Annotated in this window: 20 protein-coding genes and 1 tRNA gene; 8 read left to right on the forward strand and 13 right to left on the reverse strand. The window is 72.8% G+C overall.

What is annotated here, in order from left to right:
- Positions 1 to 13: 13 nt before the first annotated feature.
- Positions 14 to 778 (forward strand): DUF2637 domain-containing protein, encoded by a 765-nt coding sequence (locus ACF1BH_RS07735; RefSeq protein WP_391641510.1) that lies wholly within the window; start codon positions 14 to 16, stop codon positions 776 to 778.
- Positions 779 to 846: 68 nt separating this feature from the next.
- Here ACF1BH_RS07735 and ACF1BH_RS07740 read toward each other — a convergent pair whose 3' ends face one another.
- The 3 genes from ACF1BH_RS07740 to ACF1BH_RS07750 form a co-directional block, all read right to left on the reverse strand.
- Positions 847 to 1,680, reverse strand: coding sequence for an aldo/keto reductase (locus ACF1BH_RS07740; protein WP_391641511.1), 834 nt, complete (start codon positions 1,678 to 1,680; stop codon positions 847 to 849).
- Positions 1,681 to 1,800: 120 nt separating this feature from the next.
- On the reverse strand, positions 1,801 to 3,627 hold the full coding sequence (locus ACF1BH_RS07745) for an AMP-dependent synthetase/ligase (RefSeq protein WP_391641512.1): 1,827 nt from the start codon (positions 3,625 to 3,627) through the stop codon (positions 1,801 to 1,803).
- A gap of 271 nt (positions 3,628 to 3,898) precedes the next feature.
- Positions 3,899 to 4,762: a LysR substrate-binding domain-containing protein gene (locus tag ACF1BH_RS07750; RefSeq protein ID WP_391641513.1), complete on the reverse strand. Its 864-nt coding sequence runs from the start codon at positions 4,760 to 4,762 to the stop codon at positions 3,899 to 3,901.
- Positions 4,763 to 4,975: 213 nt separating this feature from the next.
- Here ACF1BH_RS07750 and ACF1BH_RS07755 point away from each other — a divergent pair, with 213 nt between their 5' ends.
- Positions 4,976 to 6,067 carry a bile acid:sodium symporter family protein gene (locus ACF1BH_RS07755; protein ID WP_391641514.1) on the forward strand — a complete coding sequence of 364 codons (1,092 nt, stop codon included), beginning with the start codon at positions 4,976 to 4,978 and terminating at the stop codon, positions 6,065 to 6,067.
- Positions 6,068 to 6,095: 28 nt separating this feature from the next.
- Here ACF1BH_RS07755 and ACF1BH_RS07760 read toward each other — a convergent pair whose 3' ends face one another.
- Together ACF1BH_RS07760 and ACF1BH_RS07765 are read right to left on the reverse strand one after the other, a co-directional pair.
- Positions 6,096 to 8,027, reverse strand: coding sequence for an exo-alpha-sialidase (locus ACF1BH_RS07760; RefSeq protein ID WP_391641515.1), 1,932 nt, complete (start codon positions 8,025 to 8,027; stop codon positions 6,096 to 6,098).
- Positions 8,028 to 8,229: 202 nt separating this feature from the next.
- Positions 8,230 to 9,174 (reverse strand): zinc-binding alcohol dehydrogenase family protein, encoded by a 945-nt coding sequence (locus tag ACF1BH_RS07765; protein ID WP_391641516.1) that lies wholly within the window; start codon positions 9,172 to 9,174, stop codon positions 8,230 to 8,232.
- Positions 9,175 to 9,284: 110 nt separating this feature from the next.
- Between ACF1BH_RS07765 and ACF1BH_RS07770 the strand changes: the two genes are divergently transcribed.
- The gene (locus ACF1BH_RS07770) at positions 9,285 to 9,755 is read left to right on the forward strand and encodes a MarR family winged helix-turn-helix transcriptional regulator (protein ID WP_391641517.1); all 471 of its coding nucleotides are present in this window, start codon (positions 9,285 to 9,287) and stop codon (positions 9,753 to 9,755) included.
- Between the two features lie 12 nt (positions 9,756 to 9,767).
- Here ACF1BH_RS07770 and fdhD read toward each other — a convergent pair whose 3' ends face one another.
- The gene (gene fdhD, locus ACF1BH_RS07775) at positions 9,768 to 10,616 is read right to left on the reverse strand and encodes a formate dehydrogenase accessory sulfurtransferase FdhD (protein WP_391641518.1); all 849 of its coding nucleotides are present in this window, start codon (positions 10,614 to 10,616) and stop codon (positions 9,768 to 9,770) included.
- A gap of 173 nt (positions 10,617 to 10,789) precedes the next feature.
- On the opposite strand from fdhD, the gene ACF1BH_RS07780 reads away from it, so the two are divergent.
- Both ACF1BH_RS07780 and ACF1BH_RS07785 read left to right on the forward strand, forming a co-directional pair.
- Complete coding sequence (locus tag ACF1BH_RS07780; RefSeq protein WP_391641519.1) at positions 10,790 to 11,491, forward strand: GntR family transcriptional regulator; 702 nt, start codon at positions 10,790 to 10,792, stop codon at positions 11,489 to 11,491.
- A 121-nt stretch (positions 11,492 to 11,612) separates the two neighbouring features.
- Positions 11,613 to 11,981 carry a chorismate mutase gene (locus ACF1BH_RS07785; protein WP_391641621.1) on the forward strand — a complete coding sequence of 123 codons (369 nt, stop codon included), beginning with the start codon at positions 11,613 to 11,615 and terminating at the stop codon, positions 11,979 to 11,981.
- A gap of 57 nt (positions 11,982 to 12,038) precedes the next feature.
- Here ACF1BH_RS07785 and ACF1BH_RS07790 read toward each other — a convergent pair whose 3' ends face one another.
- The 4 genes from ACF1BH_RS07790 to ACF1BH_RS07805 form a co-directional block, all read right to left on the reverse strand.
- Entirely contained in the window at positions 12,039 to 13,508 is a 1,470-nt protein-coding gene (locus tag ACF1BH_RS07790; RefSeq protein WP_391641520.1) for an OFA family MFS transporter, read from the reverse strand.
- A gap of 75 nt (positions 13,509 to 13,583) precedes the next feature.
- Positions 13,584 to 15,743, reverse strand: a complete 2,160-nt coding sequence (locus ACF1BH_RS07795) for an acetate--CoA ligase family protein (RefSeq protein WP_391641521.1) — start codon at positions 15,741 to 15,743, stop codon at positions 13,584 to 13,586.
- Positions 15,743 to 16,972: a formyl-CoA transferase gene (gene frc, locus ACF1BH_RS07800; protein ID WP_391641522.1), complete on the reverse strand. Its 1,230-nt coding sequence runs from the start codon at positions 16,970 to 16,972 to the stop codon at positions 15,743 to 15,745. The genes ACF1BH_RS07795 and frc overlap by 1 nt, the downstream gene beginning before the upstream one ends.
- 12 nt (positions 16,973 to 16,984) lie before the next feature.
- Positions 16,985 to 18,667: a thiamine pyrophosphate-binding protein gene (locus ACF1BH_RS07805; protein WP_391641523.1), complete on the reverse strand. Its 1,683-nt coding sequence runs from the start codon at positions 18,665 to 18,667 to the stop codon at positions 16,985 to 16,987.
- Between the two features lie 394 nt (positions 18,668 to 19,061).
- Here ACF1BH_RS07805 and ACF1BH_RS07810 point away from each other — a divergent pair.
- Positions 19,062 to 19,146 (forward strand) — tRNA-Leu (locus ACF1BH_RS07810).
- 85 nt (positions 19,147 to 19,231) lie between these two features.
- On the opposite strand, the gene ACF1BH_RS07815 is transcribed toward ACF1BH_RS07810, so the two are convergent.
- The 3 genes from ACF1BH_RS07815 to ACF1BH_RS07825 all read right to left on the reverse strand — a co-directional run bounded on the left by ACF1BH_RS07815 (position 19,232) and on the right by ACF1BH_RS07825 (position 21,454).
- Positions 19,232 to 20,032: an SDR family NAD(P)-dependent oxidoreductase gene (locus ACF1BH_RS07815; RefSeq protein WP_391641524.1), complete on the reverse strand. Its 801-nt coding sequence runs from the start codon at positions 20,030 to 20,032 to the stop codon at positions 19,232 to 19,234.
- A gap of 123 nt (positions 20,033 to 20,155) precedes the next feature.
- Positions 20,156 to 20,734 (reverse strand): TetR/AcrR family transcriptional regulator, encoded by a 579-nt coding sequence (locus tag ACF1BH_RS07820; protein ID WP_391641525.1) that lies wholly within the window; start codon positions 20,732 to 20,734, stop codon positions 20,156 to 20,158.
- Positions 20,735 to 21,118: 384 nt separating this feature from the next.
- Entirely contained in the window at positions 21,119 to 21,454 is a 336-nt protein-coding gene (locus tag ACF1BH_RS07825) for an ArsR/SmtB family transcription factor (protein ID WP_391641526.1), read from the reverse strand.
- A gap of 142 nt (positions 21,455 to 21,596) precedes the next feature.
- Here ACF1BH_RS07825 and ACF1BH_RS07830 point away from each other — a divergent pair, with 142 nt between their 5' ends.
- Together ACF1BH_RS07830 and ACF1BH_RS07835 are read left to right on the forward strand one after the other, a co-directional pair.
- The gene (locus ACF1BH_RS07830) at positions 21,597 to 22,781 is read left to right on the forward strand and encodes an MFS transporter (RefSeq protein ID WP_391641527.1); all 1,185 of its coding nucleotides are present in this window, start codon (positions 21,597 to 21,599) and stop codon (positions 22,779 to 22,781) included.
- 206 nt (positions 22,782 to 22,987) lie between these two features.
- A complete protein-coding gene (locus tag ACF1BH_RS07835) occupies positions 22,988 to 23,581 on the forward strand; it encodes a CGNR zinc finger domain-containing protein (RefSeq protein WP_391641528.1) in 594 nt (197 codons plus the stop codon).
- The last annotated feature ends 106 nt before the right edge of the window (positions 23,582 to 23,687 follow it).

Raw genomic sequence — 23,687 nt, forward strand, 5'->3', positions numbered from 1 at the left:
CGAAAGACATGACGTGCACGAGACCCAGACCTACATCCCGGCGCAGCAGACCGACGAATTCGTGCCGAGCCAGGGCACCTTCACCCGTGCGGTCCGGGACACCGACCCCCGGGTGGACATCCCGCTGTTCGCACCGCAGCCGGACCCCTACGGGTTCGACGCGGTCGCCTGGGCGAACGTCCCGGTGTGGGAGACCGACGGTCCGGCGCCCCAGGACCCGCACGCGGGGGACGGATATCCGGCGCCACCACCCACCGGACCCGCCGTCAGCCATGCCCGCACCCGGCAGCACCGGCCCGGGGCGCACCGCGCCGGCGCCGTCCGGCTGCGCCGCTGGGCGCGGCGGATCAGCGCCGTCGTCGCCGCCCTCACCGCCGTGATGATCAGCGTGCTGGGCGCCATGGTCTGCTACGCGCCGCTGCGCGCCCTCGCTTCCCAGGGGGCTTCCGGCGGCCTCGCCGACCTGTGGCCGCTGCTGATCTACGGCCCCTGGATGGTGGCCTCCCTCGCCATCCTGCGCGCCTCCGCCAACGGCCGCCGGGTCGCGCACTCGTGGTGCGTGGTGATCCTCTTCTCCGCGCTCGCCGTCGTGCTGTGCGTCGCGCACGCCCCGCTGACGCTCTCCGCCATCAGCGTCGCCGGGCTGCCGCCGATCACGGCCCTGCTCTCGTTCCATCAACTGGTGCGCCAGATCGAACCTCCCGCGCCGCCGCGCCCCGCCCCGGCGGAGGAACCCGGCAGCGGCCATCACCGCAAACCGCCGAACCCGCGGCCGTAGCCCCGCCCGCAGCGCGGCGCGCCGCCGCCCCGACCGGACGGGGGCGGCGGCGCGCCGTGCTGCCGGGCTCAGACGACGTCGAACGTCGCCGGGTCCGGGCCGAGCCGGGTGCCGTTGTCGAGACCGGCGACGGCCTTGAGGTCGGCGTCGTCCAGCGTGAAGCCGAAGACGTCGATGTTGGCGGCGATCCGCTCCGGCGTCACCGACTTCGGGATGACGACGTTGCCGAGCTGGAGGTGCCAGCGCAGCACCACCTGGGCGGGCGTCACCCCGTGCTTGGCCGCGATCTCGCCGAGCACCGGCTCCGCCAGCAGGTCCTTGCCCTGACCCAGCGGCGACCACGCCTCCGTCGCGATGTGGTGCCGGGCGTGCGCCGCCCGGGACTCGGCCTGCGGGAAGTACGGGTGCAGCTCGATCTGGTTGACCGCCGGGACGACCGACGTCTCGCCGATCAGCCGCTCCAGGTGGGCGGGGAGGAAGTTGGAGACGCCGATGGCGCGGGCGCGGCCCTCCGCGTAGATCTTCTCGAAGGCGCGGTACGTGTCGACGTAGGTGTCCTTGGCCGGCAGCGGCCAGTGGATCAGATAGAGGTCGACGTACTCCAGGCCGAGCTTGTCGAGGGAGGCGTCGAAGGCGCGCAGCGTGGCGTCGTAGCCCTGCTCGGCGTTCCAGAGCTTGGTGGTGACGAAGAGGTCGCCGCGGGGGATGCCGGAGGCGGCGAGCGCCCGGCCGGTGCCCTCTTCGTTGCCGTAGATCGCTGCGGTGTCGATGCTGCGGTAGCCGGCCTCCAGGGCGTGGCCGACGGTGGCGGCCGCCTCGTCGTCCGGCACCTGCCAGACGCCGAATCCGAGCTGCGGCATCGTGACGCCGTTGTTGAGCGTGATGGTCGGGACCTGGCTCACGGGGAATCGATCCTTACGTCGTCGTGCATGTCCACGGACGACAACGCCCACCCGCCGTTCCGCATTCCCGCGCGGAAGGAGAAAGCGCCCTGGTCCACCCGGGTGGCGTAGTGATCCGGCTCAGCTCCGGTACAGCGCCTCCACCTCGGTCGCGTACGCCGTCTCGATCGCCTTCCGCTTCAGCTTCAGCGACGGCGTCAGCAGCCCCTGCTCCTCGCTGAACTGATGGGCCAGTATCCGGAACGTACGGATCGACTCGGCCTTCGACACCAGCGTGTTGGCGGCGACCACGGCCCGCCGGATCTCCGACTCCAGATCCGGGTCGCGCACCAGCTCCATGGGGCGCATGTCCGGTTTGCCACGCATCGTCAGCCAGTGGGTGACGGCCTCCGGATCCAGCGTCACCAGCGCGGCGACGAACGGCCGGTCGTTGCCGACCACGAGGCACTGCGCGACCAGGGGGTGTGCCCGGACCCGGTCCTCCAGGACCACCGGCGAGACCGTCTTGCCGCCGGAGGTGACGAGCACCTCCTTCTTGCGGCCGGTGATCGTCAGGTAGCCGTCCTCGTCGAAGGCGCCGAGGTCACCGGTGGCGAACCAGCCGTTGTGCAGCACGGCGCCGGAGCCCTGCGGGTCGCCCAGGTATCCCTGGAAGATCTGCCCGCCGCGCAGCCAGATCTCGCCGTCGTCCGCGACATGGACGGTGGTACCGGGGATGGGCGTGCCGACCGTGCCGAACCGGGTGCGCTCGGGCGGGTTGGCGGTCGCGGCGGCGGTGGACTCCGTCAGGCCGTACCCCTCGAAGATCCGCACCCCCGCCCCGGCGAAGAACAGGCCCAGACGGCGCTCCATCCGGGAGCCGCCGGACATCGCGTGCCGCACCCGGCCGCCCAGCGCCTCACGGACCTTGCTGTAGACCACCTTGTCGAAGAACTGGTGCTGCATCCGCAGGGCGGCGCCGGGGCCGGAGCCGGTGCCGAACGCCTTGTGCTCCATGGCCTCGGCGTGGCGGACCGCGACATCGACGGCCTTGTCGAACGGCCCTCCCTTCCCCTCGGCCTCCGCCTGCCGCCGTGCCGCCGCGAAGACCTTCTCGAAGACGTAGGGCACCGCGAGGACGAAGGTCGGCCGGAAGCTGCGCAGGTCGGGCAGGAGGGCGCGGGCGCTCAGCTCCGGCTGGTGGGCCAGCTTCACCTTGCCGCGGAGCGCGGCGACCTCGACCATCCGGCCGAAGACGTGCGACAGCGGCAGGAAGAGCAGGGTGGACGCCTCGTCGCCGGGGCGGGAGTGGAACGCGGTGTCGTACCGTTCGAGGACGTTGTCCGCCTCGGCCATGAAGTTGGCGTGGGTCAGGACGCAGCCCTTGGGGCGGCCGGTGGTGCCCGAGGTGTAGATGACGGTGGCGATGGCGTCCGGGGTGACCGCCATCCGGTGGCGGTGCACCACGTCGTCGTCGAGATGTGCGCCCGCCGCGGTCAGTTCGGCGACCGGGTCCGCGTCGAGCTGCCACAGCCGGCGCAGCCGCGGCAGCCGGCCGATGACCGAACCGACGGTCATCGCATGGTCCTCGTGCTCCACCAGACACGCCGTCACGCCCGCGTTGTGCAGCATCCAGAAGACCTGCTCGGCGGAGGAGGTCGGGTACAGCGGTACGGACTGGCCGCCGATCGCCCAGACGGCGAAGTCGAAGACGGTCCACTCGTAGCGGGTGCGCGACATGATCCCGACCCGGTCGCCGAAGCGGACGCCCTGGGCGAGCAGGCCCTTGGCCAGCGCCATGACCTCGTCCCGGAACTGCGCGGCGCTGACGTCGATCCAGCGCCCGTCGTCGTCCTTACGGGCGAGCGCGGCCCGGTCCGGGTCACGGGCGGCGTGGTCGAAAACGGTGTCCGCCAGCCCACCGACCCGGGGCCCGGTAGCCAACGGCTCCACGGTGAACTCGCGCACTGACCCAGCTCCTTGTGGTACTCCTCACACGGCCGCGACCGTACCCCACGGTCGCGCCCGGTGGGAGGGCCTTGCCGGGTTCCGGACGGCGCCGGGCGCCCGCAGACCATCCGGAGGAAACGGACCACTCCCCGGAAGAGTGGACATGTACCGGTCACCCATCGGCGGAACGATCACCGCCTGGGGACCGTATCTGCACCGAATCTCTGCACCGGAAGGGTGAATCCGCAGGCCGTCCGCGGCGGAAATCCGGCGCCCGGCCCACCGGCGGTCACGGCAGCTGGAGCCGGTCGCCCCCGGCCAGGATCGCGCCGGCCAGCGCCTCCGCGGGCCCGCGGGCGGCGGAGGCGCGCCGCCCGTGCAGCAGGACGAAGTCCACCCCGCCCAGCTCCGGCAGCCCGGCGCGCGGCGCCATCCGCACCAGGCCCGGCGGGATCATGCCGAGGGTGTGCGCCATCACCCCGAGCCCGGCGCGGGCGGCGGCGACCAGCCCGTTGAGGCTCCCGCTGGTGCACGCGATGCGCCAGGCCCGCCCGTGCTCCTCCAGGCACTCCAGCGCCCGGGCGCGGGTCACCGCGGGCGGCGGGAAGGCCACCAGCGGCACCGGGCGGTGCGGATCGAGCCGCAGCCGGTCGCTGCCCACCCACACCAGCCGGTCCCGCCACACCAGCTGCCCCGCGGGCCCCTCGGGGCGCCGCTTGGCGAGGACGAGGTCGAGCCGCCCGGCGGCGAGAAGTTCGTGGAGGGTTCCTGACAGTTCGACGGTCAGCTCCAGATCGACCTCGGGGTGGGCGTGCCGGAACCCCTCCAGGATCTCCGGCAGCCGGGTCAGGACGAAGTCCTCGGACGCGCCGAACCGCAGCCGTCCGCGCAGCCGCGTCCCGGTGAAGAACCCGGCGGCGCGCTCGTTCGCCTCCAGGATCGTGCGGGCGAAGCCGAGCATCGCCTCGCCGTCCTCGGTCAGCTCCACCCCGTGCGTGTCGCGTGCGAACAGCCGCCGCCCGGCCGCCTCCTCCAGCTTCCGTACGTGCTGGCTGACGGTGGACTGCCGCAGCCCCATCCGGTGCGCGGCCTGGGTGAAGCTCAGGGTCTGCGCGACGGTCAGGAACGTACGCAACTGCGCGGGATCGAACACGGGACACCTCGGGTGGGCGGTGGTCCGGCCACCGCGGGACCGCGCCCAGGGGGAGCGGCGTGGCCGGAACGGGCCGGTATGCGGCCATGGTAATCACGTTCCGACATCACAGTGAGTGTGGCGAACGGGGTTCCTGATATCCGTGGGGACCGGCACTCTGGAGAGGGCACCGTCCATGCCGCCGTCCGTACCGCCCCCGACCGAAGTGAGATCATGCGCCGCCCTGCCCTCGCCCTCCCCTCCTGGCTCCCCGTGGACGGATACATCCTGGCGCTCCTCGCCACCGTCGGACTGGCCGCGCTCCTCCCGGCAACCGGCTCCGCCGCCACCGTCGCGGACGGCGCCGCCACCGGGGCCGTCTCCTTCCTCTTCCTCCTCTACGGCGCCCGCCTCTCGACCGCCGAGGCGATGGCCGGACTCCGCCACTGGCGACTCCATCTGACCGTCCTGGCCTGCACATTCGTGCTCTTCCCGCTGCTCGGCCTGGCCGCCCGCGGCCTGGTGCCGTACGTCCTGCCGGGCGGGCTGTACACCGGCGTGCTGTTCCTGTGCCTGGTGCCGTCGACCATCCAGTCGTCCATCGCGTTCACCTCCATCGCGCGCGGCAACGTCGCGGCGGCGATCTGCGCCGGATCGTTCTCCTCCCTCATCGGCATCGTCGTCACCCCCCTGCTCGCCGCGCTCCTCCTGGACGGTGAAGGGCCCGGCGTCTCGGGCGGGGCGCTGGTCTCGATCGTCTGCCAGTTGCTGCTGCCGTTCCTGGCCGGTCAGGTGCTGCGCCGCTGGATCGGTGGTTTCCTCACCCGGCACAAGAAGGTTCTCGGCCTGGTGGACCGCGGCTCGATACTGCTGGTCGTCTACAGCGCCTTCAGCGCCGGGGTGACCGCCGGGATCTGGCACCAGGTCTCCCCGCTGCGCCTGCTGATCCTGCTGGGCGTCCTCGGGCTGCTGCTCGCGGTGATGCTGACCCTGACGTCGTACGGCTCCCGGAAGCTGGGCTTCGGGCGGGCCGACCGGATCGCGATCACCTTCGCCGGGTCGAAGAAGAGCCTGGCCGCCGGGTTGCCCATGGCCAGCGTCCTCTTCGGCGCCCAGGCCGGTCTCGCGGTGCTGCCGCTGATGCTCTTCCACCAGATGCAGCTGATGGTCTGTGCGGTGCTGGCGAAGCGGTTCGCGGCGCGGGCGGAGGCGGAGGTCTCCGGGGAAGACGCAACCGGGGAGGGCGCCCCCGGGGAGGCCGGCCCGGCGGACGCCCCGGCGCCGGCCCGTGACGGCGAGCCGGTGGGCGCCGGGGAGTCCCGGTGACGGCCCCTGCCGCACGGGGCCGCTCCCGTCAGGGCCCCGTCACCCGGTCCAGGCCGAGGCGGAGCACGACGGGCCCGGCCGGCGGGCGGCCCGGGGTGCGCAGCGCGGTCAGATCGGCGTCGGACAGCGCCCGGCGGTAGACGCCGACCTCGTCGAGGGCGCCGGTGAAGTGGGCGCGGCCGTCGAGGCGTGCGCCGAGGCGGACGCCGAAGGCCGTGCCGCGGCTGACCGACCCCGGGGTGTCCGGCGCTGCCGTGGCCGCGGCGGCGTCCACCGTCAGCCGTAACCGGCCGCCGCCGCGGCGCAGCGCCAGCAGATGCCAGCGGCCGTCGTGGTACGCGCCCGCCGTCGACAGCACCGTGGTGACCGGCGGCGCGGCGCCCGCCACGGTGGTCACCGTCGCCGTGATCCGGCCGTGCGCCGGGTCCCCGACCAGGGTGACCTGCGGGGATCTGCTGCCGGAGCCGCCCAGCCACAGCATCGGCTGCTCCCCGCCGGTCGCGTCGTAGCGGAACCACAGGGCGCAGGTGAACGGTGCGTCGCCCAGCGGGAGCGAGGTGCGGAACGGGACGTCGACGGCGTCGTCGGTGCCGTCGAAGGCCAGTGCCCGGCCCAGGACGCCGGAGGTGGTGCGGGCACCGCCGAGGACGGTGGCCGGGCGGGCGCCGGGTGCGCCGTCCGGGGTGGTGGGGCCGGGGCCGCGGCGCGGTCCGAGCCAGGCGTCGGTGAAGCGGGCGAACCGCATCTCGTCCCGGGCGTCGGCGGCGCCCGCCTCGTAGAAGAGTCCGGTCACGCCGGGGGAGACGGGGACCAGGTCGGAGTAGCCGGACCAGTCGCCGGTGACGCGGGCGCCCCGGTCGGCCGCCTCCCAGGTGCGGCCCTCGTCGTACGAGGAGTGGAGCGTCATGGTGCGGCGGCGGTCCGGGTCGGCGGGGGCGGCGAGGAGGGTGCGGCTGCCGCCCCCGGCGGTGGGCAGCCGCAGCACCGATGCCTGCACCATCGGTGCGAGGAAGCCGGGCAGGGTGCGGAACGGGTGGGTGAAGGACGCGCCGCCGTCGCGGCTGACCGCCGCGGTGCGGTTGCCGAGGTCGGTGCCGTCCTGCTCGCGGGCGTTGACGTAGACCGACCCGTCGGCGCGCTCCAGCAGCGTCATCTCGGAGGGCTTCTGGCGGAACGTGCCGTCGGGGGCGACCGGCCAGGTGTCGACGGCGCCGATGCGCCAGGTGGCGCCGCCGTCGTCGCTGTGGACCAGCGCGGCGTGGTTGGCGGTGACCCGGCCGCCTGCGTAGCTCTCGGCGTTGACCGACAGGACGAGCCGCCCGGCGTGGTGCCCCCGGGTGAGCTGGATGCCGTGCACCGGCCCCGTCGCGTACCAGGAGTTCCACCCGGCGGGGCGCAGCGCGCGGGTCAGATCGCGCGGCGCCGACCAGGTGGCGCCGTCGTCGTCGCTGTACTGGAGGTGCGGGGTGCGGTTGCAGGGCGTGGCGCAACTGAGGCCGTCGGTCCGGCCCTTGTTGTACGTCTCGGCGAGGACGATGCGGCCGGTGCGGCGGTCCACGACCGGCGCCGGATTGCCGTGGGTGTCGCCGCCGCCCTCGTTGACGATCTGGAGCGGGCCCCAGGTGCGGCCGCCGTCGGTGGAGCGTTTGAGGACGAGGTCGATGTCCCCGGCGTCGCCGCAGTCGTGCGCCCGGCCCTCGGCGAAGGCGAGCAGGGTGCCCCGGACGGAGCGGACGACCGCCGGGATGCGGAAGCAGGCGTAGCCCGGGTCCTGGGCCGCGCTGAACAGGACCCGTTGGTCGAATCCGCCGGGCGGTGCGGCGCCGCTCCCCGCGGCGCCCGCGGGGGCGGCGGGGAGCAGGGCGAGCGCCAGGGCGGCGAGGGCGGTGAGGGCGGCGACGGCGCGGTGCCGCCGGGGTCTCGGGTGGGGGCGGGAGGGTGCACGGAGAAGTGACGTCATGGTCCGGCCTGCCCTTCGAGGCATCGGCGTCATCCACAGGACATCCCACGTCCCATGTCGTGTGTGACGGAACGTACTGCCGTCACTACACCCCGACAAGAAGGGTGCGGCCGTTCGCCCGTGGCCCCGCCGGATTCACCCGTCCGGCCCGCGGCCCTCCGGGGCCGGAGGCCGGGATGCCGGCGGCGCCGCGCCCCGGCGGCTACCGCGCCGTACCGGCGTCCGGCCGCAGCACGATCTTCCCGAGGTTCGCCCGCGCCTCCATGAGGCGGTGGGCCGTCGCGGCGCCGGAGAGCGGCAGCTCGGCGTGGATCACGGCCCGCAGCCGCCCGGACGACGCCCACTCCCACAGCTGTGCGCGGTGGTGCGCGTACCGCTCCGGCCGGGTGGCGGCGAAGTGGCGCATCGTCAGCCCGGTGACGGTCTTCGCCCCGGCCAGCAGGTCGTACGCGGCGAGCGTGCCGCCGCCGGAGCTGAAATGGATCAGCCGCCCGCCCGGTGCCAGCGCGCCGAGCGCGCGCGGCAGCAGGTCGCCGCCGGCGCCGTCCAGTACGACATCGACCGGCGCGCCCCAGGACTCCTGGCCGTGGACGACGGCCTCGTCGGCGCCGAGTGCCCGGACGAACTCCGCTTTCTCCGGGGTGCCGACGGCGGCCACCACCCGCGGTACGCCCCGTGCCTTGGCGAGTTGGACGGCGAGATGGCCGGTGGCGCCCGCCGCCGCGGTGATCAGCACCGACTCGTCGCCCCGGGGTGCCGCGGTGTCGAGCGCGGCCAGCGCCACATGCCCGCCCCGGATCAGTGCGACGGCCTGCGCGGCGCTCACCCCGTCGGGAAGGCGGGAGGCGAACGCGGCCGGGGTGCGGGCGAGTTCGGCGTAGGCGCCCGGGAGGCCGAAGGAGGCGATCCGGTCACCGACGGCGAAGCCGGTGACGTCCGGGCCGAGCGCGACGACCTCCCCGGCGACCTCGTCACCGGGGAGCCCGGGCAGCGGGGCGCCGCCGCGCACCCGGCGCACCGTCGGCAGCGTGACGCCGATCGCCTCCGTGCGCACCAGCAGCTCGCCGGGGCCGGGCACCGGCGGTTCGGCCTCCTCGACGCGCAGGACCTCGGGGCCGCCGTGGATGTCGTGACGGATGCGGCGCACGGGCTCACACCTCCAAGAATTCGTTGGGGCCCCCAACGGTAGCCGTATTCATGGGGGAGGCCAACGGATTTTCGTTGGGGATTCCCATGGACCGGCGCTACGGTGGACCCATGGCCGACGCCCCCTACGCCCCCCGCCGTATCCGTGTGCTGCCGAGCTGGTTGCTGGGGCGGGCCGCGGCCCGTGGGCACCGGCTGGTCGCCGAGGCGCTCGCCACCGAGGGCATGCGGATGATGCACCACGCGGTGCTCTCCGCGGTCGCCGAGAGCGGTCCGATCTCCCAGGCGGAGCTGGGCCGCAGGGTCGGCATCGACCCGAAGGACATGGTCACCGTCGTCAACGACCTGCAACGGGAAGGGCTGGTCACGCGGACGCCCGACCCCGAGGACCGCCGGAAGAACGCCGTCGAGCTCTCCGCGGCGGGGCGGCGCGTCCTGCGCCGTACGCAGCGGCTCGGCGACCGCGCCAACGACGAGCTGACCGCGGCGCTGACCCCCGCCGAGCGGGCACAGCTGGTCGCGCTGCTCACCCGGATCGTGCAGCCCTCCGACGGCACCGGCGGCCCGGCCGCGGGCGGCTGACCGGCGCCCGGCTCAGCTCCCGGTGTCCGCCTCGTCCAGACCGAGGCGGTGCGCGCCCGCGTAGACGTTCATCGAGCTGCCGCGCAGGAAGCCGACCAGCGTCAGGCCCGTCTCGGCGGCGAGGTCCACGGCGAGCGAGGACGGTGCGGAGACGGCGGCGAGCGCCGGGATCCCGGCCATCACGGCCTTCTGCGCCAGCTCGAAGGAGGCCCGGCCGGAGACCATCAGCACACAGGACGACAGCGGCAGCCGGTCGTCCTGGAGCGCGCGTCCGACGACCTTGTCGACGGCGTTGTGGCGTCCGACGTCCTCGCGTACGTCGAGCAGTTCACCGTCCGGGGCGAACAGCGCCGCCGCGTGCAGCCCGCCCGTGCGGTCGAAGACCCGCTGGGCGGCGCGCAGCCGGTCGGGGAAGGTGCTCAGCAGCTCCGGGGTGAGACGGACCGCGGGGCCGGAGTCCGGCGCCCAGCGCGCGGTGGTGCGCACCGCCTCCAGGCTCGCCTTGCCGCACAGCCCGCACGACGACGAGGTGTAGACGTTCCGCTCCAGGCTGATGTCCGGCACCGGAACGCCGGGCGCGAGGCGGACGTCGACGACGTTGTAGGTGTTGGCGCCGTCGTCGGTGGCGCCGGCGCAGTAGACGATGTTCGCCAGCTCCGCGGCGGAGGCCAACACGCCCTCACTGACGAGGAAACCGGCCGCGAGCGCGAAGTCGTCGCCCGGGGTGCGCATGGTGATCGCCAGCGGCTTGCCGTTGAGCCGGATCTCCAGCGGTTCCTCGACGACCAGGGTGTCCGGCCGGGCCCCCACGGAGCCGTCCCGCACGCGGATGACGCGGCGCCGTTCGGTGACCCGTCCCATGTCTGCCTCCACCCGCCGTACGGCGCCCCGGTGTGCCGTCGCCGGTTGAGGGCGCGGCGGAACGGGGACAACCGTACAACGTACTCGGTAAACTGTAGACGATAGCCAATGGGCGGGCCGTCCGGTTCCGCCCCCGAGGGCCGCGCCCCGGCCACCACACCAAGGGGGACCCGATGCTGTCCAGCGGACTGCCGCACGGAGCCGTCCCGAAGCTCGAACGGCCCGGCCCGTTGCGCGAGCGGGTCTACGAGGCCCTGCTCGAACTCATCACCACCCGCGCCCTGCGCCCCGGCGCCCACCTGGTGGAGAGCGAACTCGCCGGGCACCTCGGCGTCTCCCGGCAGCCGGTCCGCGAGGCGCTCCAGAGACTGAACACCGACGGCTGGGTCGATCTGCGGCCCGCCCAGGGCGCGTTCGTCCACGAGCCGACCGAGGAGGAGGCCGACCAGCTGCTGACGGTCCGTACGCTGCTGGAGGCCGAGGCCGCCCGGCTGGCCGCCGCGCACACCGGGTCGCCGGGCATCGCCGCCCTGGAGGAGCTGTGCGTCACCGGTGAGCGCGCGGTGCGCGAGGACGACGTGGACGGCGCGGTGGCGGCCAACGCCGCGTTCCACGCCAAGGTGATGGAGCTGGCCGGCAACGCCGTCCTCGCCGAGCTGGCCGCACAGGTCGGCCGCCGGGTGCGCTGGTACTACACCCCGGTGGCCCGGCAGCGCGGCGCGCAGTCCTGGATCGAGCACCGCGAGCTGATCGCCGCCATCGCCGACCGCGACGAGGCCCGCGCCACCGCCGTGATGCGCGCCCACACCGAGCACACCCGCCGGACCTACCACGAGCGGGCCCGCGGGGACGGACCGGACGAACGGCGCCCCTGAGCGCCGGCGCGCCCCGGCCGCCTCGCCCGTTCCGCTCCCCGAGACGCCCCTGACCGGCGCCGCGGCGGACCGGTAATCTGCACCCCATCACGCACCACCGATGACGAATGGCGAGACACGTATGAGCGAGGAGAGCGCACCCGAGGCCGGCGAGGCGGCGGCCGTCTCCGACCGGGCGGCCCGGGAGCGGCTGCTCTACCTGCGCAGCAGCATCGACAACCTCGACGCGGCGCTGGTGCATCTGCTCGCCGAGCGGTTCAAGTGCACCCAGCAGGTCGGCGAGTTGAAGGCCCGGCACAGCCTGCCGCCCGCCGACCCGGCCCGCGAGGCCGCCCAGATCGAGCGGCTGCGCACGCTCGCCGCGGACGCCCGGCTCGACCCGGCGTTCGCCGAGAAGTTCCTCAACTTCATCATCAGCGAGGTGGTCCGCCACCACCGCGCCATCGCCGAGGGCACCCACGAGGCGCCGGGCACCCCCACCGGCGGATGACCGGAGCGGGCGGCGCCTCCCCGGCACCGCCCGCCCCGCCCGCTCCCGCCGGGTGTCTCAGATCAGCTCACGGTTGACCGCCCGCTCCCCGGCCGCCGCCGGCCGCGACCGCTCCCGGCCCGGCTGCCGCAGCAGCAGCGCGCACCCGGCCGCCAGCAGCGAGACCCCGCCGGCCAGCGCATAGGCGCCGTCGTACCCCCAGGCGCCCACCACCATCGAGCCGAGCCCGCCGCCGAACAGCCCGCTGATCAGCTTGCCGCTGTAGACCAGCCCGTAGTTGGTGGCGTTGTAGTTCTCCCCGAAGTAGTCCGGGGTCAGCGCCGCGAACAACGGGTAGAACGCGCCGCCGCCGAAGCCGGAGAGGAACGCGAAGACGAGGAACAGCCACTGGCTGTGGACGTTCCCCGCCCAGATCACCCCGAACTGCGCCAGCCCCAGCACGACGATGACGACGACCAGCGTGGTCCGGCGGCCCCACAGGTCCGACAGCCATCCCACGACGGCCCGCCCGACGCCGTTGACGACGGACATCACGCCCATCGACGAGGCCGCCACCAGCGGGCCGAAGCCGACCTCCCGCGCGTAGTCCACCTGGAACGAGATCCCGAAGATCGACACCCCGGCCGTCAGCACGACCAACAGCCACATCAGCGGCAGCATCCCGCTGCGCAGCGCCTCCACCGGGGTGAACTGCCGTACCGCGGGCGGGTTCTTCGCCAGGCTCGCCGTACTCCGCCGGTCGCCCGCCGGCGCCGCGCCCGCCGGCGTCCCGGTCGGCGGCGGGATGTGCGCCGGCCACCAATTCGGCGGCGGGTCCCGGAAGAACCACGCGCAGACCGCCACCACGACCAGCACGTACACCCCGATGGAATCCAGCACCTCGTCGTAGTCGGAGGTGTCGAAGGCGTAGTTGAAGAGGAAGATGAACGGCAGTGCGCCGTACGCGAAGCCGCCGTTGACGAAGCCGGTCTTCGCGCCCCGTCGCTCCGGGAACCACTTGCCGACCATGTTGATGCAGGTCGCGTAGATCAGCCCCGAACCGAGACCGCCGACCACACCGAAGCCGACGAGCGCCGCCGCCACGCTCTCCAGATGCGCCAGCGCCACGAAGCCCACCAGGCACAGCACCGAACCGAGGTACATCGCCCGCCGCGCGGTGAGCACCCCCCGCTCCCGTAACCACCCGGCCGGGAAGGCGATACCGGCCTGGAAGAACACCCAGACGCTCAGAATCCAGAAGGTGTCGCTCTGCGACCAGCCGTGCGCCCGCGAGAGCGTGTCCTCGGCGGAGCCGTACGCGTACTCCGACACGCTGATCGCCATCATCGCGATCCACGGCAGATACACCATCAGCTTCCGCGAATGCCCCAGCAGATCCCGGTCGCTCTCGCCGATCCGGTAGACCCGCCCCTTGCCGTCCGTGACGTTGCGGTACCCGGCCCGCCGGGCCGCCCCGCCGCAGTTCCCGCCGTCCCCGTTCCTGTCGTCCTCGTTCTTGCCCTCGTCCCGTTCCGTCTCCGTGCTCATCGTCCGTCGCCTGCCCCTCGCATGGATGCCGTCAGTTCCCCCCTGTCCGCACTCCGCACGTTCCCGTGCCCGCTCTCACGGCAGCTTCCCCGCGGCCCGCGCCCAGCGGTACTTCGCCCCGAGCACCGCCACCGGCTTCTCCGTCGTGTACGGATACGCCACGACGTCCCGCTCGAAGAGGTACGCGCACGCCTCCTCGACCTCGGTGTCCCCGGCCAGCGACGCCACCACCGGCTTCTCGATCCCGCGCTCCCGGAACTCCGCGACCAGCCGCGCCGTCAGCTCCGCGAAGACCATCGGCGGGGTGACGAGGGTGTGCCAGTAGCCGAGCACCAGCGCATGGATGCGGGGGTCCTCAAGGCCCAGCCGGATCGTCGCCTCGTACGTCGACGGCGGCTCCCCGCCCGTGATGTCCACCGGGTTCCCGGCCGCCCCGAACGGCGGGATGAACCGCCGGAACGCCGCGTCGAGATCGGCGGGGATGTCCATCAGCCGCAGCCCGTTGTCGACGATCGCGTCCGACAGCAGCACCCCCGAACCGCCCGCACCGGTGATCACCACGACGTTGTCCCCGGCGGGCGCGGGCAGCACCGGCAGCGCTCGCGCGTAGTCCAGCATCTCCGCGAGCCCCGGCGCCCGGATCACGCCCGCCTGCCGCAGGATGTCGTCGTAGACCGCGTCGTCCCCGGCCAGCGCCCCGGTGTGGGAACCGGCGGCCCGTGCGCCCGCGCCGGTCCGGCCCGCCTTCAGCACCACCACCGGCTTGTGCGGCACCGTCGCCCGCGCCGCCGCCACGAACGCCCGGCCGTCCTTCAGGTCCTCCAGATGCATCGCCACACAGTCGGTGCGCTCGTCCTCGGCGAAGTAGGTGAGCAGATCGTCCTCGTCGACGTCCGCCTTGTTGCCGAGCCCGACGATCGCCGAGACGCCCGTACCGGTGGCCCGCGCGAACCCCAGGATCGCCATGCCGATCCCGCCGGACTGCGAGGTCAGCGCCGTCCCGCCGCGCACGTCGTACGGCGTGCAGAAGGTGGCGCAGAGGTCCTGCCAGGTCGAGTAGTAGCCGTAGATGTTCGGCCCCAGCAGCCGGATGCCGTACTCCTCGCCGATCTCCACCAGCCGCTCCTGGAGGGCGTGTTCACCGGTCTCGGCGAAGCCGGACGGGATCAGCACGGCGTTCGGGATGCCCTTGCGGCCGGCCTCCTCCAGCGCCGCGGGCACCAGCGGCGCCGGAATGGCGAACACCGCCACATCGACCTCACCGGGCACCTCCGCCACCGAGCGGTACGCCTTACGGCCCAGGATGTCGTCGGACTTCGGGTTCACCGGATGGATCTCGCCGGGGAAACCGCCGTCGACGAGGTTGCGCATCACCGAGTTCCCGATCTTGCCGGACTCCGCCGACGCCCCGATCACCGCGACCGACCGCGGCCGCATCAGCCGCCGCATCGCGGTCAGGATCTCCTCCCGCGAACGCCGCCGCCGCGGCGCCGGCGCGCCCTGCGCCAGCAGGATCCGTACATCCGCGGCGCGCACCCCGTCCGCCGACGCGAACACCGGGTTGAGGTCGATCTCCGCGATCTCCGGGAAGTCCGCGGCCAGTTCGGAGGTCCGCACGATCAGTTCGGTCAGCGCCGCGCGGTCCACCGGCGGCGCGCCCCGCACCCCGCGCAGCACCTCGGCCGCCCGGATCGAATCCAGCATCGACGCGGCGTCCGCCTCGCCCGCGGGCGCCAACCGGAAGGTGACGTCGCCCAGCGCCTCCACCAGCACCCCGCCGAGCCCGAACGCCACCACCTTCCCGAACGTCGGGTCCGTCACCGCCCCGACGATCACCTCCTGGCCGCCGGAGACCATCTCCTGGACGAGCACCCCGTCGATCCGCGCCCCGGGGGAGTGCGCCCGCGCGCCGCGGACGATGTCGCAGTAGGCGGCGCGCACCTCGGCGGCGGACGCCAGCGCGGTCCGCACCCCGCCCGCCTCCGTCTTGTGCACGATGTCCGGCGAGACGATCTTCAACGCCACCGGGAAGCCGATCCGGTCGGCCAGCGCCACCGCGTCGTCCACGGTCTCCGCCAGCCCCTCGGCCGGCGTCGCGATGCCGTACGCCTCGGCCACCCGCCGGCCCTCGGGCGCGGTCAGCGCCGTACGCCCCTCGGCCCGCGCCGCCGCCAGCACCGCCCGTACCAGCTCCGCCCGGCCGTCGAGCGGCCGGTGTTCTCCGTGCTCCGCCATCAGATCACTCCGTTCGCCTTGAGCAGTCGCAGTTCCTCGTCGGCGAGCCCCAACTCGCCGCCGTACACCTCCTGGTTGTGCTCGCCCAGCAGCGGCGAACGGTCGATCTCGACGGGGGAGTCGGACAGCTTCAGCGGCGAGCCGACGGTGGTGAACGCGCCGCGCTCGGGATGGTCGACGGTCACCACCATCCCGTCGGCGACCAGCGAGGCGTCCTCGATCAGCTCCTTGGTCGACAGCACCGGACCGCACGGGATGTTGTGGGCGTTGAGCCGCTCCAGCACCTCCCATTTGGGCAGCGTGGCGCTCCACTCCTCGATCAGCTGGAACATCTTCGCCAGCTTCGGCAGCCGCGCCTCCGGCGTCGCCCACTCCGGATCGTCCGCCAGCTCCGGCCGCCCGATCAGCTCGGTCAGCGGCCGCCAGCCGACCGGCTGCACGATCACGTACACGTAGTCGTTCGGGCCGCCGGGCGCGCACCGCACCGCCCAGCCGGGCTGCCCGCCGCCGCTGGCGTTGCCGCTGCGCGGCACCTCCTCGCCGAAGCTGTCGTTCGGGTACTCGGCGAGCGCGCCGTGCGCCAGCCGCTGCTGGTCGCGGAGCTTGACCCGGCACAGGTTCAGCACCGCATGCTGCATCGCGACGTTCACCCGCTGCCCCCGGCCGGTGCGTTCACGCTGGTAGAGCGCGGCGAGGATGCCGGCGACGCAGTGCACACCGGTCCCCGAGTCGCCGATCTGTGCACCGGTCGCCAGCGGCGGGCCGTCCTCGAACCCGGTCGTCGCCATCGCCCCGCCCATTGCCTGGGCCACCACCTCGTACGCCTTGAACGCGGTGTACGGGCCGTCGCCGAAGCCCTTGATGGAGGCGTAGACCAGCCGCGGGTTGATCTCCTGGATGCGCTCCCAGGGGAATCCCATCCGGTCGACGGCGCCGGGGCCGAAGTTCTCCACCAGGACGTCGCTGCGGGCGATCAGTTCCGTGAGGATTTCCTTGCCGCGCGGGCTCTTGGTGTTGAGGGTGATGCTCCGCTTGTTGCAGTTGAGCATCGTGAAGTAGAGGGAGTCGGCGTCCGGCACATCGCGCAGCTGCCGCCGCGTGATGTCCCCACCGGTCGCCTCCAGCTTGACCACGTCCGCACCGAGCCAGGCCAGCAACTGCGTGGCGGAGGGCCCGGACTGCACATGCGTCATGTCGAGGACGCGAACGCCCTCAAGTGCCTTGGTCACGACGGGTTCACCTCACTTGTACATCGTCTGGTTCATCGTTCCGGGGGCGTACGCGTCCGGGTCCACCCACACATTGATCAGCGACGGCTTGCCGCTCTCCCGCGCCCGCTCCAGCGCCGGCCGGATCTGCGCCGGATCGCGCACCTCCTCGCCGTAACCGCCGAGCATCCGCGCGAACTGGTCGTACGGGACGTCCCCGAGGGTGTTGCCGACCCGCTCGCGCGCGTCGCCGTACTTGGCGCGCTGCCCGTAACGGATCTGGTTCATCGAGGAGTTGTTGCCGACGATCCCGACGAACGGCAGGTCGAAGCGGACCAGCGTCTCGAAGTCCCACCCGGTCAGCGAGAACGCGCCGTCCCCGAAGAGCGCCACGACCTCCTTCTCCGGCCGCGCCTGCTTCGCCGCCATCACGAACGGCACCCCGACCCCGAGCGTCCCCAGTGGCCCCGGGTCCATCCAGTGCCCCGGCGCCTTCGGCTGCACCACCTGCCCGGAGAAGGTGACGATGTCGCCGCCGTCCCCGATGTAGACCGAGTCCTCGGTCAGAAAGTCGTTGATCTCGCTGACCAGCCGGTACGGGTGGATCGGGTGCGCGTCCGAGCGCAGCTGCGGCAACCGCTTCTCCAGCGCCGCCCGCTCCACGCCCCGCAGCTCCTCCAGCCACTCCTTGCGCTGTACGGAGCCGCCCGCCGGCTGCCCGGACGCGGCCTCGGCCACGGCGCTGAGCACCAGCCCCGCATCGCCCACGATCCCCAGATCCACATCGCGGTTCTTGCCGACGGTGCGGTAGTCCAGATCGATCTGCACGACGGTCGCGTCCGGCGACAGCCGCTTGCCGTACCCCATCCGGAAGTCGAACGGGGTGCCGACGATGACGATCACATCGGCCCGGGAGAAGGCGTGCCGCCGCGAGAGCTGGAAGTGGTGCGGATCCCCGGGCGGCAGCGTTCCGCGTCCGGCGCCGTTCATGTACGCCGGGATGTTCAGCGTCCGCACCAGCGAGGTGGCCGCATCGGTGGCGCGCGTCGTCCAGACCTGACTGCCCAGCAGGATCGCCGGCCGCTCGGCCCGTACCAGCAGATCGGCCAGCTTCTGCACATCGTCCGGGTCGCCCGGCGACCGCGTCGAGGCCCGGTACCGCCCGGGCTGCGGCACCCGCGCCTGCTCCCGGGGCACCTTGGCGTCGAGCACGTCCCGCGGGATCTCCAGGAACGACGGCCCGGGCGCACCGTGGTAGCACTCGCGGAACGCCATCGAGACCATGTCGGCGGCGCGCGCGGTGTCCGGCACGGTCGCGGCGAACTTGGTGATCGGCGCCATCATGTCGACGTGCGGCAGGTCCTGGAGCGAGCCCATCTTGTGCTGGGTGCTCGCCCCCTGCCCGCCGATGAGCAGCATCGGCGACTCCGCCCGGAAGGCGTTGGCGACCCCGGTGACCGCATCCGTCGTCCCGGGCCCCGCGGTGACCACCGCACACCCCGGCTTCCCGGTGATCCGTGCGTACCCGTCGGCGGCGTGCGCGGCGACCTGCTCATGCCGTACGTCGATGACGTCGATGCCCTCGTCGACGCAGCCGTCGTAGATGTCGATGATGTGCCCGCCGCAGAGGGTGTAGACGACGTCCACTCCCTCCGCCTTGAGCGCCTTCGCAACCAGGTGCCCGCCGGATATGAGGTGCTGCGCTTCCTCGGGCATGGGGCATCGCTTCCCTTCATGGGACCGCCCGCAGACGGGCCCTGACGTGGTCGGATGTGGATTGCATACAGTCGACGAATACTGTATGAACCCGTTATCCCGCATCGCCCGCCCGCTGTCCAGGGGGAGAAGGGTGGTGATCGAGCCAAGGATTGGTCATGCGCACCCCGCGCACACGGAAACCCCGCGGTCAGGGGTGACGGCCGGACTTCCGGGCCATCCGGGGCGCCTGGGGCGACTGATCCGCACGGGACGACCACTCACCTGCGCACGCTTTGTTCCCTATCCCTCGCTACGCACCGATCTGTCCAGCGGATACGCAGGTGAAAGGCGCTCCGAAACCTTGGTATTGTTGTCCATGTCGCCGCGGGGAACACCCCGCGAAGACCACCTGGTCCGGGTGGCGGAATGGCAGACGCGCTAGCTTGAGGTGCTAGTGCCCTTTATCGGGCGTGGGGGTTCAAGTCCCCCCTCGGACACCGACGAAAGACCCCAGTTGATCTGGGGTCTTTCTGGTTTTTCGGGGGTGGTGCGGTCAGCGGGTCGGTGACCGTGGTCGGGGCGTCAGGTGGCCGAGGCGCCGCCGTCGACGGGGAGCACGGTGCCGGTGATCCAGCGGGACTCGTCCGAGAGCAGGAAGAGCGCCACCCGCGCCATGTCGTCCGGCAGGGCGATGAAGTTGAGCGGGGTCTGGGCCGCCATGTTCCGCTTGGCCTCGTCGGTCGTCAGCCAGCGCTCCAGCATCTCGCTGAGGGTGGCGGCGGGGGCGATGGCGTTCACCCGGATGTTGTCGCCGGCGTAGCCCACCGCGGCGCTCTTGGTGAGGCTGTTGACCGCCATCTTGGTCGCGCCGTAGCTGGGCAGCGCCGGGGCGGCGACCAGTCCGCCGATGGAGGACGTGTTCACGATGGCGCCGCCGCCGCTCTCCAGCATCGCCTTGATCTGGTACTTCATCGCCAGGAACGTGCCGCGGAGGTTCACCGCGACCACCCGGTCGAAGTCGGCCGTCTCCATCTCGTGCAGCTTCCCGGCGCCGCCGACGCCGGCCACGTTGAACGCGCCGTCGAGGCCGCCGAGCCGCTGTACGACGGTGTCCACGCCCGCCGCCACCGACTCCTCGGAGGTCACATCGCCGGTCACGTAGGAGGCGTTGCCGCCCGCGGCGGTGACCTCCTTGCACAGGGCTTCGAGCCGGTCCTCCCGGCGCGCCATGGCGACCACCGAGGCGCCCTCCTCGGCGAAGCGCCGGACCGCCGCGGCGCCGATGCCGCTCGACGCGCCGACGACCAGGATCCGCCGGCCGGTCAGCCGGTCGCCCCGGATGCCGAGGGGAAGGGGATTGGTGTTGTCCACCTGGACTGTCATGAAACGGCTTCCTCTGGTGGTGAGTTGGGGTGCCTGGTGCCTGGTGCCTGGTGCCTGGTGCCTGGTGCCTGGTGCGTGTGCGCACGGGTGGCGCGGGCGATCGGAGCGTGCGGCGTCCCGGTCTCAGCCGGGTGTGGGGCCGGCGCTCTTGAGCCGTTCCAGCAGGTCGTTCACCATGTCCGCGGCGGTCAGCGGGCGTGTGCCCGGCGGGGAGAGATGCCCGGCCAGCGACAGGTCGACCGCCCCGTGGGCGAGGGCCAGCAGCAGGGCGGTGAGCCGCTCCGGCTCCCCCTCGGGCAGGGCTCCCTCGTCCTGCGCGCCGGCGACGATCCGGGTGAGCAGGGCGCGGGTCGACGTCGCCGCGGCCTCCAGCTCCGGGGTGCCCGTCGACCATGCGCCGTAGATCAGCTTGAAGCGGACCGGGCGGGCCAGGGCCCAGTCCACGTAACTGCGCAACGCCGCGCGCAGCGTTGCGCCCGCTGCGCTGCCATGGGCCAGGATCTCGTGCAACGCGGCGCCACGGGAGGTGAGTTCGCGCGCCGCCACGGCGGCCAGCAGGGCCTCCTTACCGGCGAAGTGCTTGTACGGCGCGTTGTGCGAGACACCGGCGCGCCGCCCCACGTCGCGCAGGGTCACCGCCTCCAGCCCGCCGCTGTCCATCAGTTCGGCGGCGGCCCGCACCAGGGCGTCGCGTGTTCCCACTGGCGGGACCTCCCGGTGTGCGATCAGGTTGACGGCGTCAACCTCGCATGCCGGGATGCGGGAGTCAATGGGCCTCCAGTTCCGGGGCGTACCGGGACAACTTCGGTCTGTGGAGCCGCCGCGCGAGCGGAGTGCCACGGCGAGGACGCCCGTCGGCATCGAACGGCCGGCCGTTCCGGGCGAGGAATTCGCCGCGGCATCGTCATCCGGGCACGGCCGCGACCACGTTCACCGTCTGAAGGAAATCGCCCGAGGTGAAATGGCGCCGACACTATTCGCCGCGCCGGCTGTGCGATTTTCGCGCACCGGACATCGACGCCCGCTCCCGGCCTCCGACCGGGGCGGGCGTGTGTCGTTCCCGAGGTCTGCGGTGGGCCGGGGAGGTCAGTCCTCGGCCGGTTCCGGCTCTTCGAGGGCGCCGTTGAGGACGGCGTCCAGGAGTCCGGGGAACCGGGCGTCCACCTCCTCCTTGCGCAGTTGGACGAAGTAGTTGCGTCCCTCCAGGCGCGTCCTGGTGATGCCCGCCTCGCGCAGCACACGGAAGTGGTGCGACAGCGTCGACTTGTGCACGCCGACCAGGAACTCCTCCGGCCAGCAGGGGTGGTACTCGCCGTCGGCCAGCACCGTGAGCATGCGCAGCCGTACGGGGTCCGCCAGTGCGCGCATGACATCGGTGAACGTGGCGTCGCCCGCATCCGGTTCCGTGAGGTAACGCGCCACGGGGCCTCCTTCCTGCTGGACGGCGCGATTGTATCCGGACGCTCTGTTGGACGTTCATCAAACTATGTCTTGACAGTGTGAAGATCGACGTCTCTAGTATGACGCGCATCAAACTGTAGGCCCCTGTGTGAAACGAGGAATCATGTACCGCCGCCTGCTGATCCTCACCCTGGGCACGTTCTCGGTGGGGACGGACAGCTTTGTCATCGCGGGAATTCTTCCCGACATCGCCCATACGCTCGGTGTGACCATTTCCGCCGCCGGAATGCTGATCACCGTCTTCGCCTTTTCCTATGCGGTGCTGTCGCCCGTCGTGGCCGCGACCACCGCACACTGGCCGCGCAAACGGCTCCTTCTGGGCGGCCTCCTCCTCCTGGCGTTCGGCAACGCCCTCACCGCCTTACTGCCCTCGTACGGTCCGGTGCTGGCGAGCCGGGCGGTCGCCGGTCTGGGGGCCGCCATGTTCACCCCGACGGCCAGTGCCACCGCCGCCTCGCTGGTGCCGCCCGAGAAGCGCGGCCGGGCGCTGGCCGTCGTGATGGCGGGCCTCAGCGGCGCCACCGCACTGGGCGCCCCCCTCGGCACGGTCATCGGCAGTGAGGCCACCTGGCAGGCCACCCTGTGGTTCGTCGCGGCGCTCGCGGTGCTCGGGGCCCTCGGCATCGGCGTCCTGCTGCCCGCCGTGCCCCCGGTGCCCGCGATCGGGCTGCGCAAGAGGTTGGCGCCTCTCAAGGACGCGCGTATCGGCTTCACCCTGCTGACCACCGTGCTGGTCTTCACCGGCCTCTACACCAACTACAGCTACGTCGCCGAGTCCTACGACCGGGCCACGGGCGGTAGCGGAACGGTCCTGGCCGGGCTGCTCTTCGTCTGGGGGCTCGGCGCCACCGCCGGCAACCTCGGCGCGGGCCGCCTCACCGACAAGGTCTCTCCCCGGTGGATCATCGCCACCGCGGTGACCGTCGCCGGAATCGACTTCGCACTGATGCCGCTGACCAACCGCCACCTGCCCGCCGCCGTCGTCGCCGTCTTCGTGTGGGGCGTGTGCGGCTGGGCCTCGCTGGTCCCGCTCCAGCACCGGCTCATCACCGTCCACCCGGCGCACGCCACCGTGACCATCGGCCTGAACGCGGCGGCCACCTACCTCGCGGTCTCCGTGTCCGGTCTCACCGGCGCGGCGGGCATCGCGCTGGTGGGCGCGCACCGGCTCAGCCTCTTCGGACTGGGCTTCCTCGTCCTCGGCCTGCTCTCCTCCGCCGTCGCGACCAGGCTCATCGAACGGGGCGAGGAGCGCACCGCCCCGCCCGGAGCCGCGCTGTCGACCTGAGGCCCGGCCGGGCCCGTCGCGCAGGTGCGGCGCACCGGAAAAGCGGTTGCGTCGGTGTACCGCCGGCTCGCGGGGGAGCACCCCGAGGCGGGGCGCTGGGCGCACCGGCCCCGTCGGCCGAGGGCCTGTTGAGGAAGGGTGAGGCGTCCGCGTCAGGTGGGTGCGGGTGCCACGTAACGGCGAATTGTGAGTGATACCGTTAGGTCGTGGACGCTGCCCGACGACATCCCCCGCCCCGCACCGTGGCCCCCGGTGAGGACAGTCATCTGTCGCTCGCCCTGATCAACACGGCGTTCCCGCGGCCGAGCGGCCCCTTCGACGAGCTGTCGGACGCCGGTGCCGCCCGCGCATGGCTGGTCGGCCGCGATCTGCTCGCTCCCGAAGTGGCCTGCGGGGAGCCCGAGTCGGCGCGCCTGTGCGCACTGCGCGAGGCGCTGCGCGCACTCTTCGAGGCCCTTATCGAGGAGGCTGCCCCGGGAGCGGAGGCGCTGGAGTCGGTCAACGCCGCACTGGCGCAGGCTCCCGGTGTGCGTACGGTCCACTGGACCGACGGCGTCGGCCTGGTGGTGGCGGAGCGTCGCCCCGGCGCGGACCCCGTCGCCGCCGCGCTGTCGCGGCTGGCGGAGGACGGCGTCGACCTGCTGTCCGGAGGCGAGGCGGGCAAGCTCGCCCGCTGTGGCGCGCGTGGTTGCGTCCGACTGTTCCTCCGCTCCCATGCGGCCCGGCGCTGGTGCTCCGACCGGTGCGGCAACCGCGTCCGGGCCGCCCGTCATTACGCCGGACGCGGCGGCGACCGGTAGCCGGCGCCCGGGCGGATGCCTTGGGCTCCGTCTCTGCCCGTTCCAGGGGCGGTTGAGCAGCTCCGAGGGGAAGAGGCTGCGGGGTGCCGGTCATGGGGGGCGCCCG

This window comes from Streptomyces sp. NPDC014733, assembly GCF_043083385.1.
In the GTDB taxonomy this organism is placed as follows: domain Bacteria; phylum Actinomycetota; class Actinomycetes; order Streptomycetales; family Streptomycetaceae; genus Streptomyces.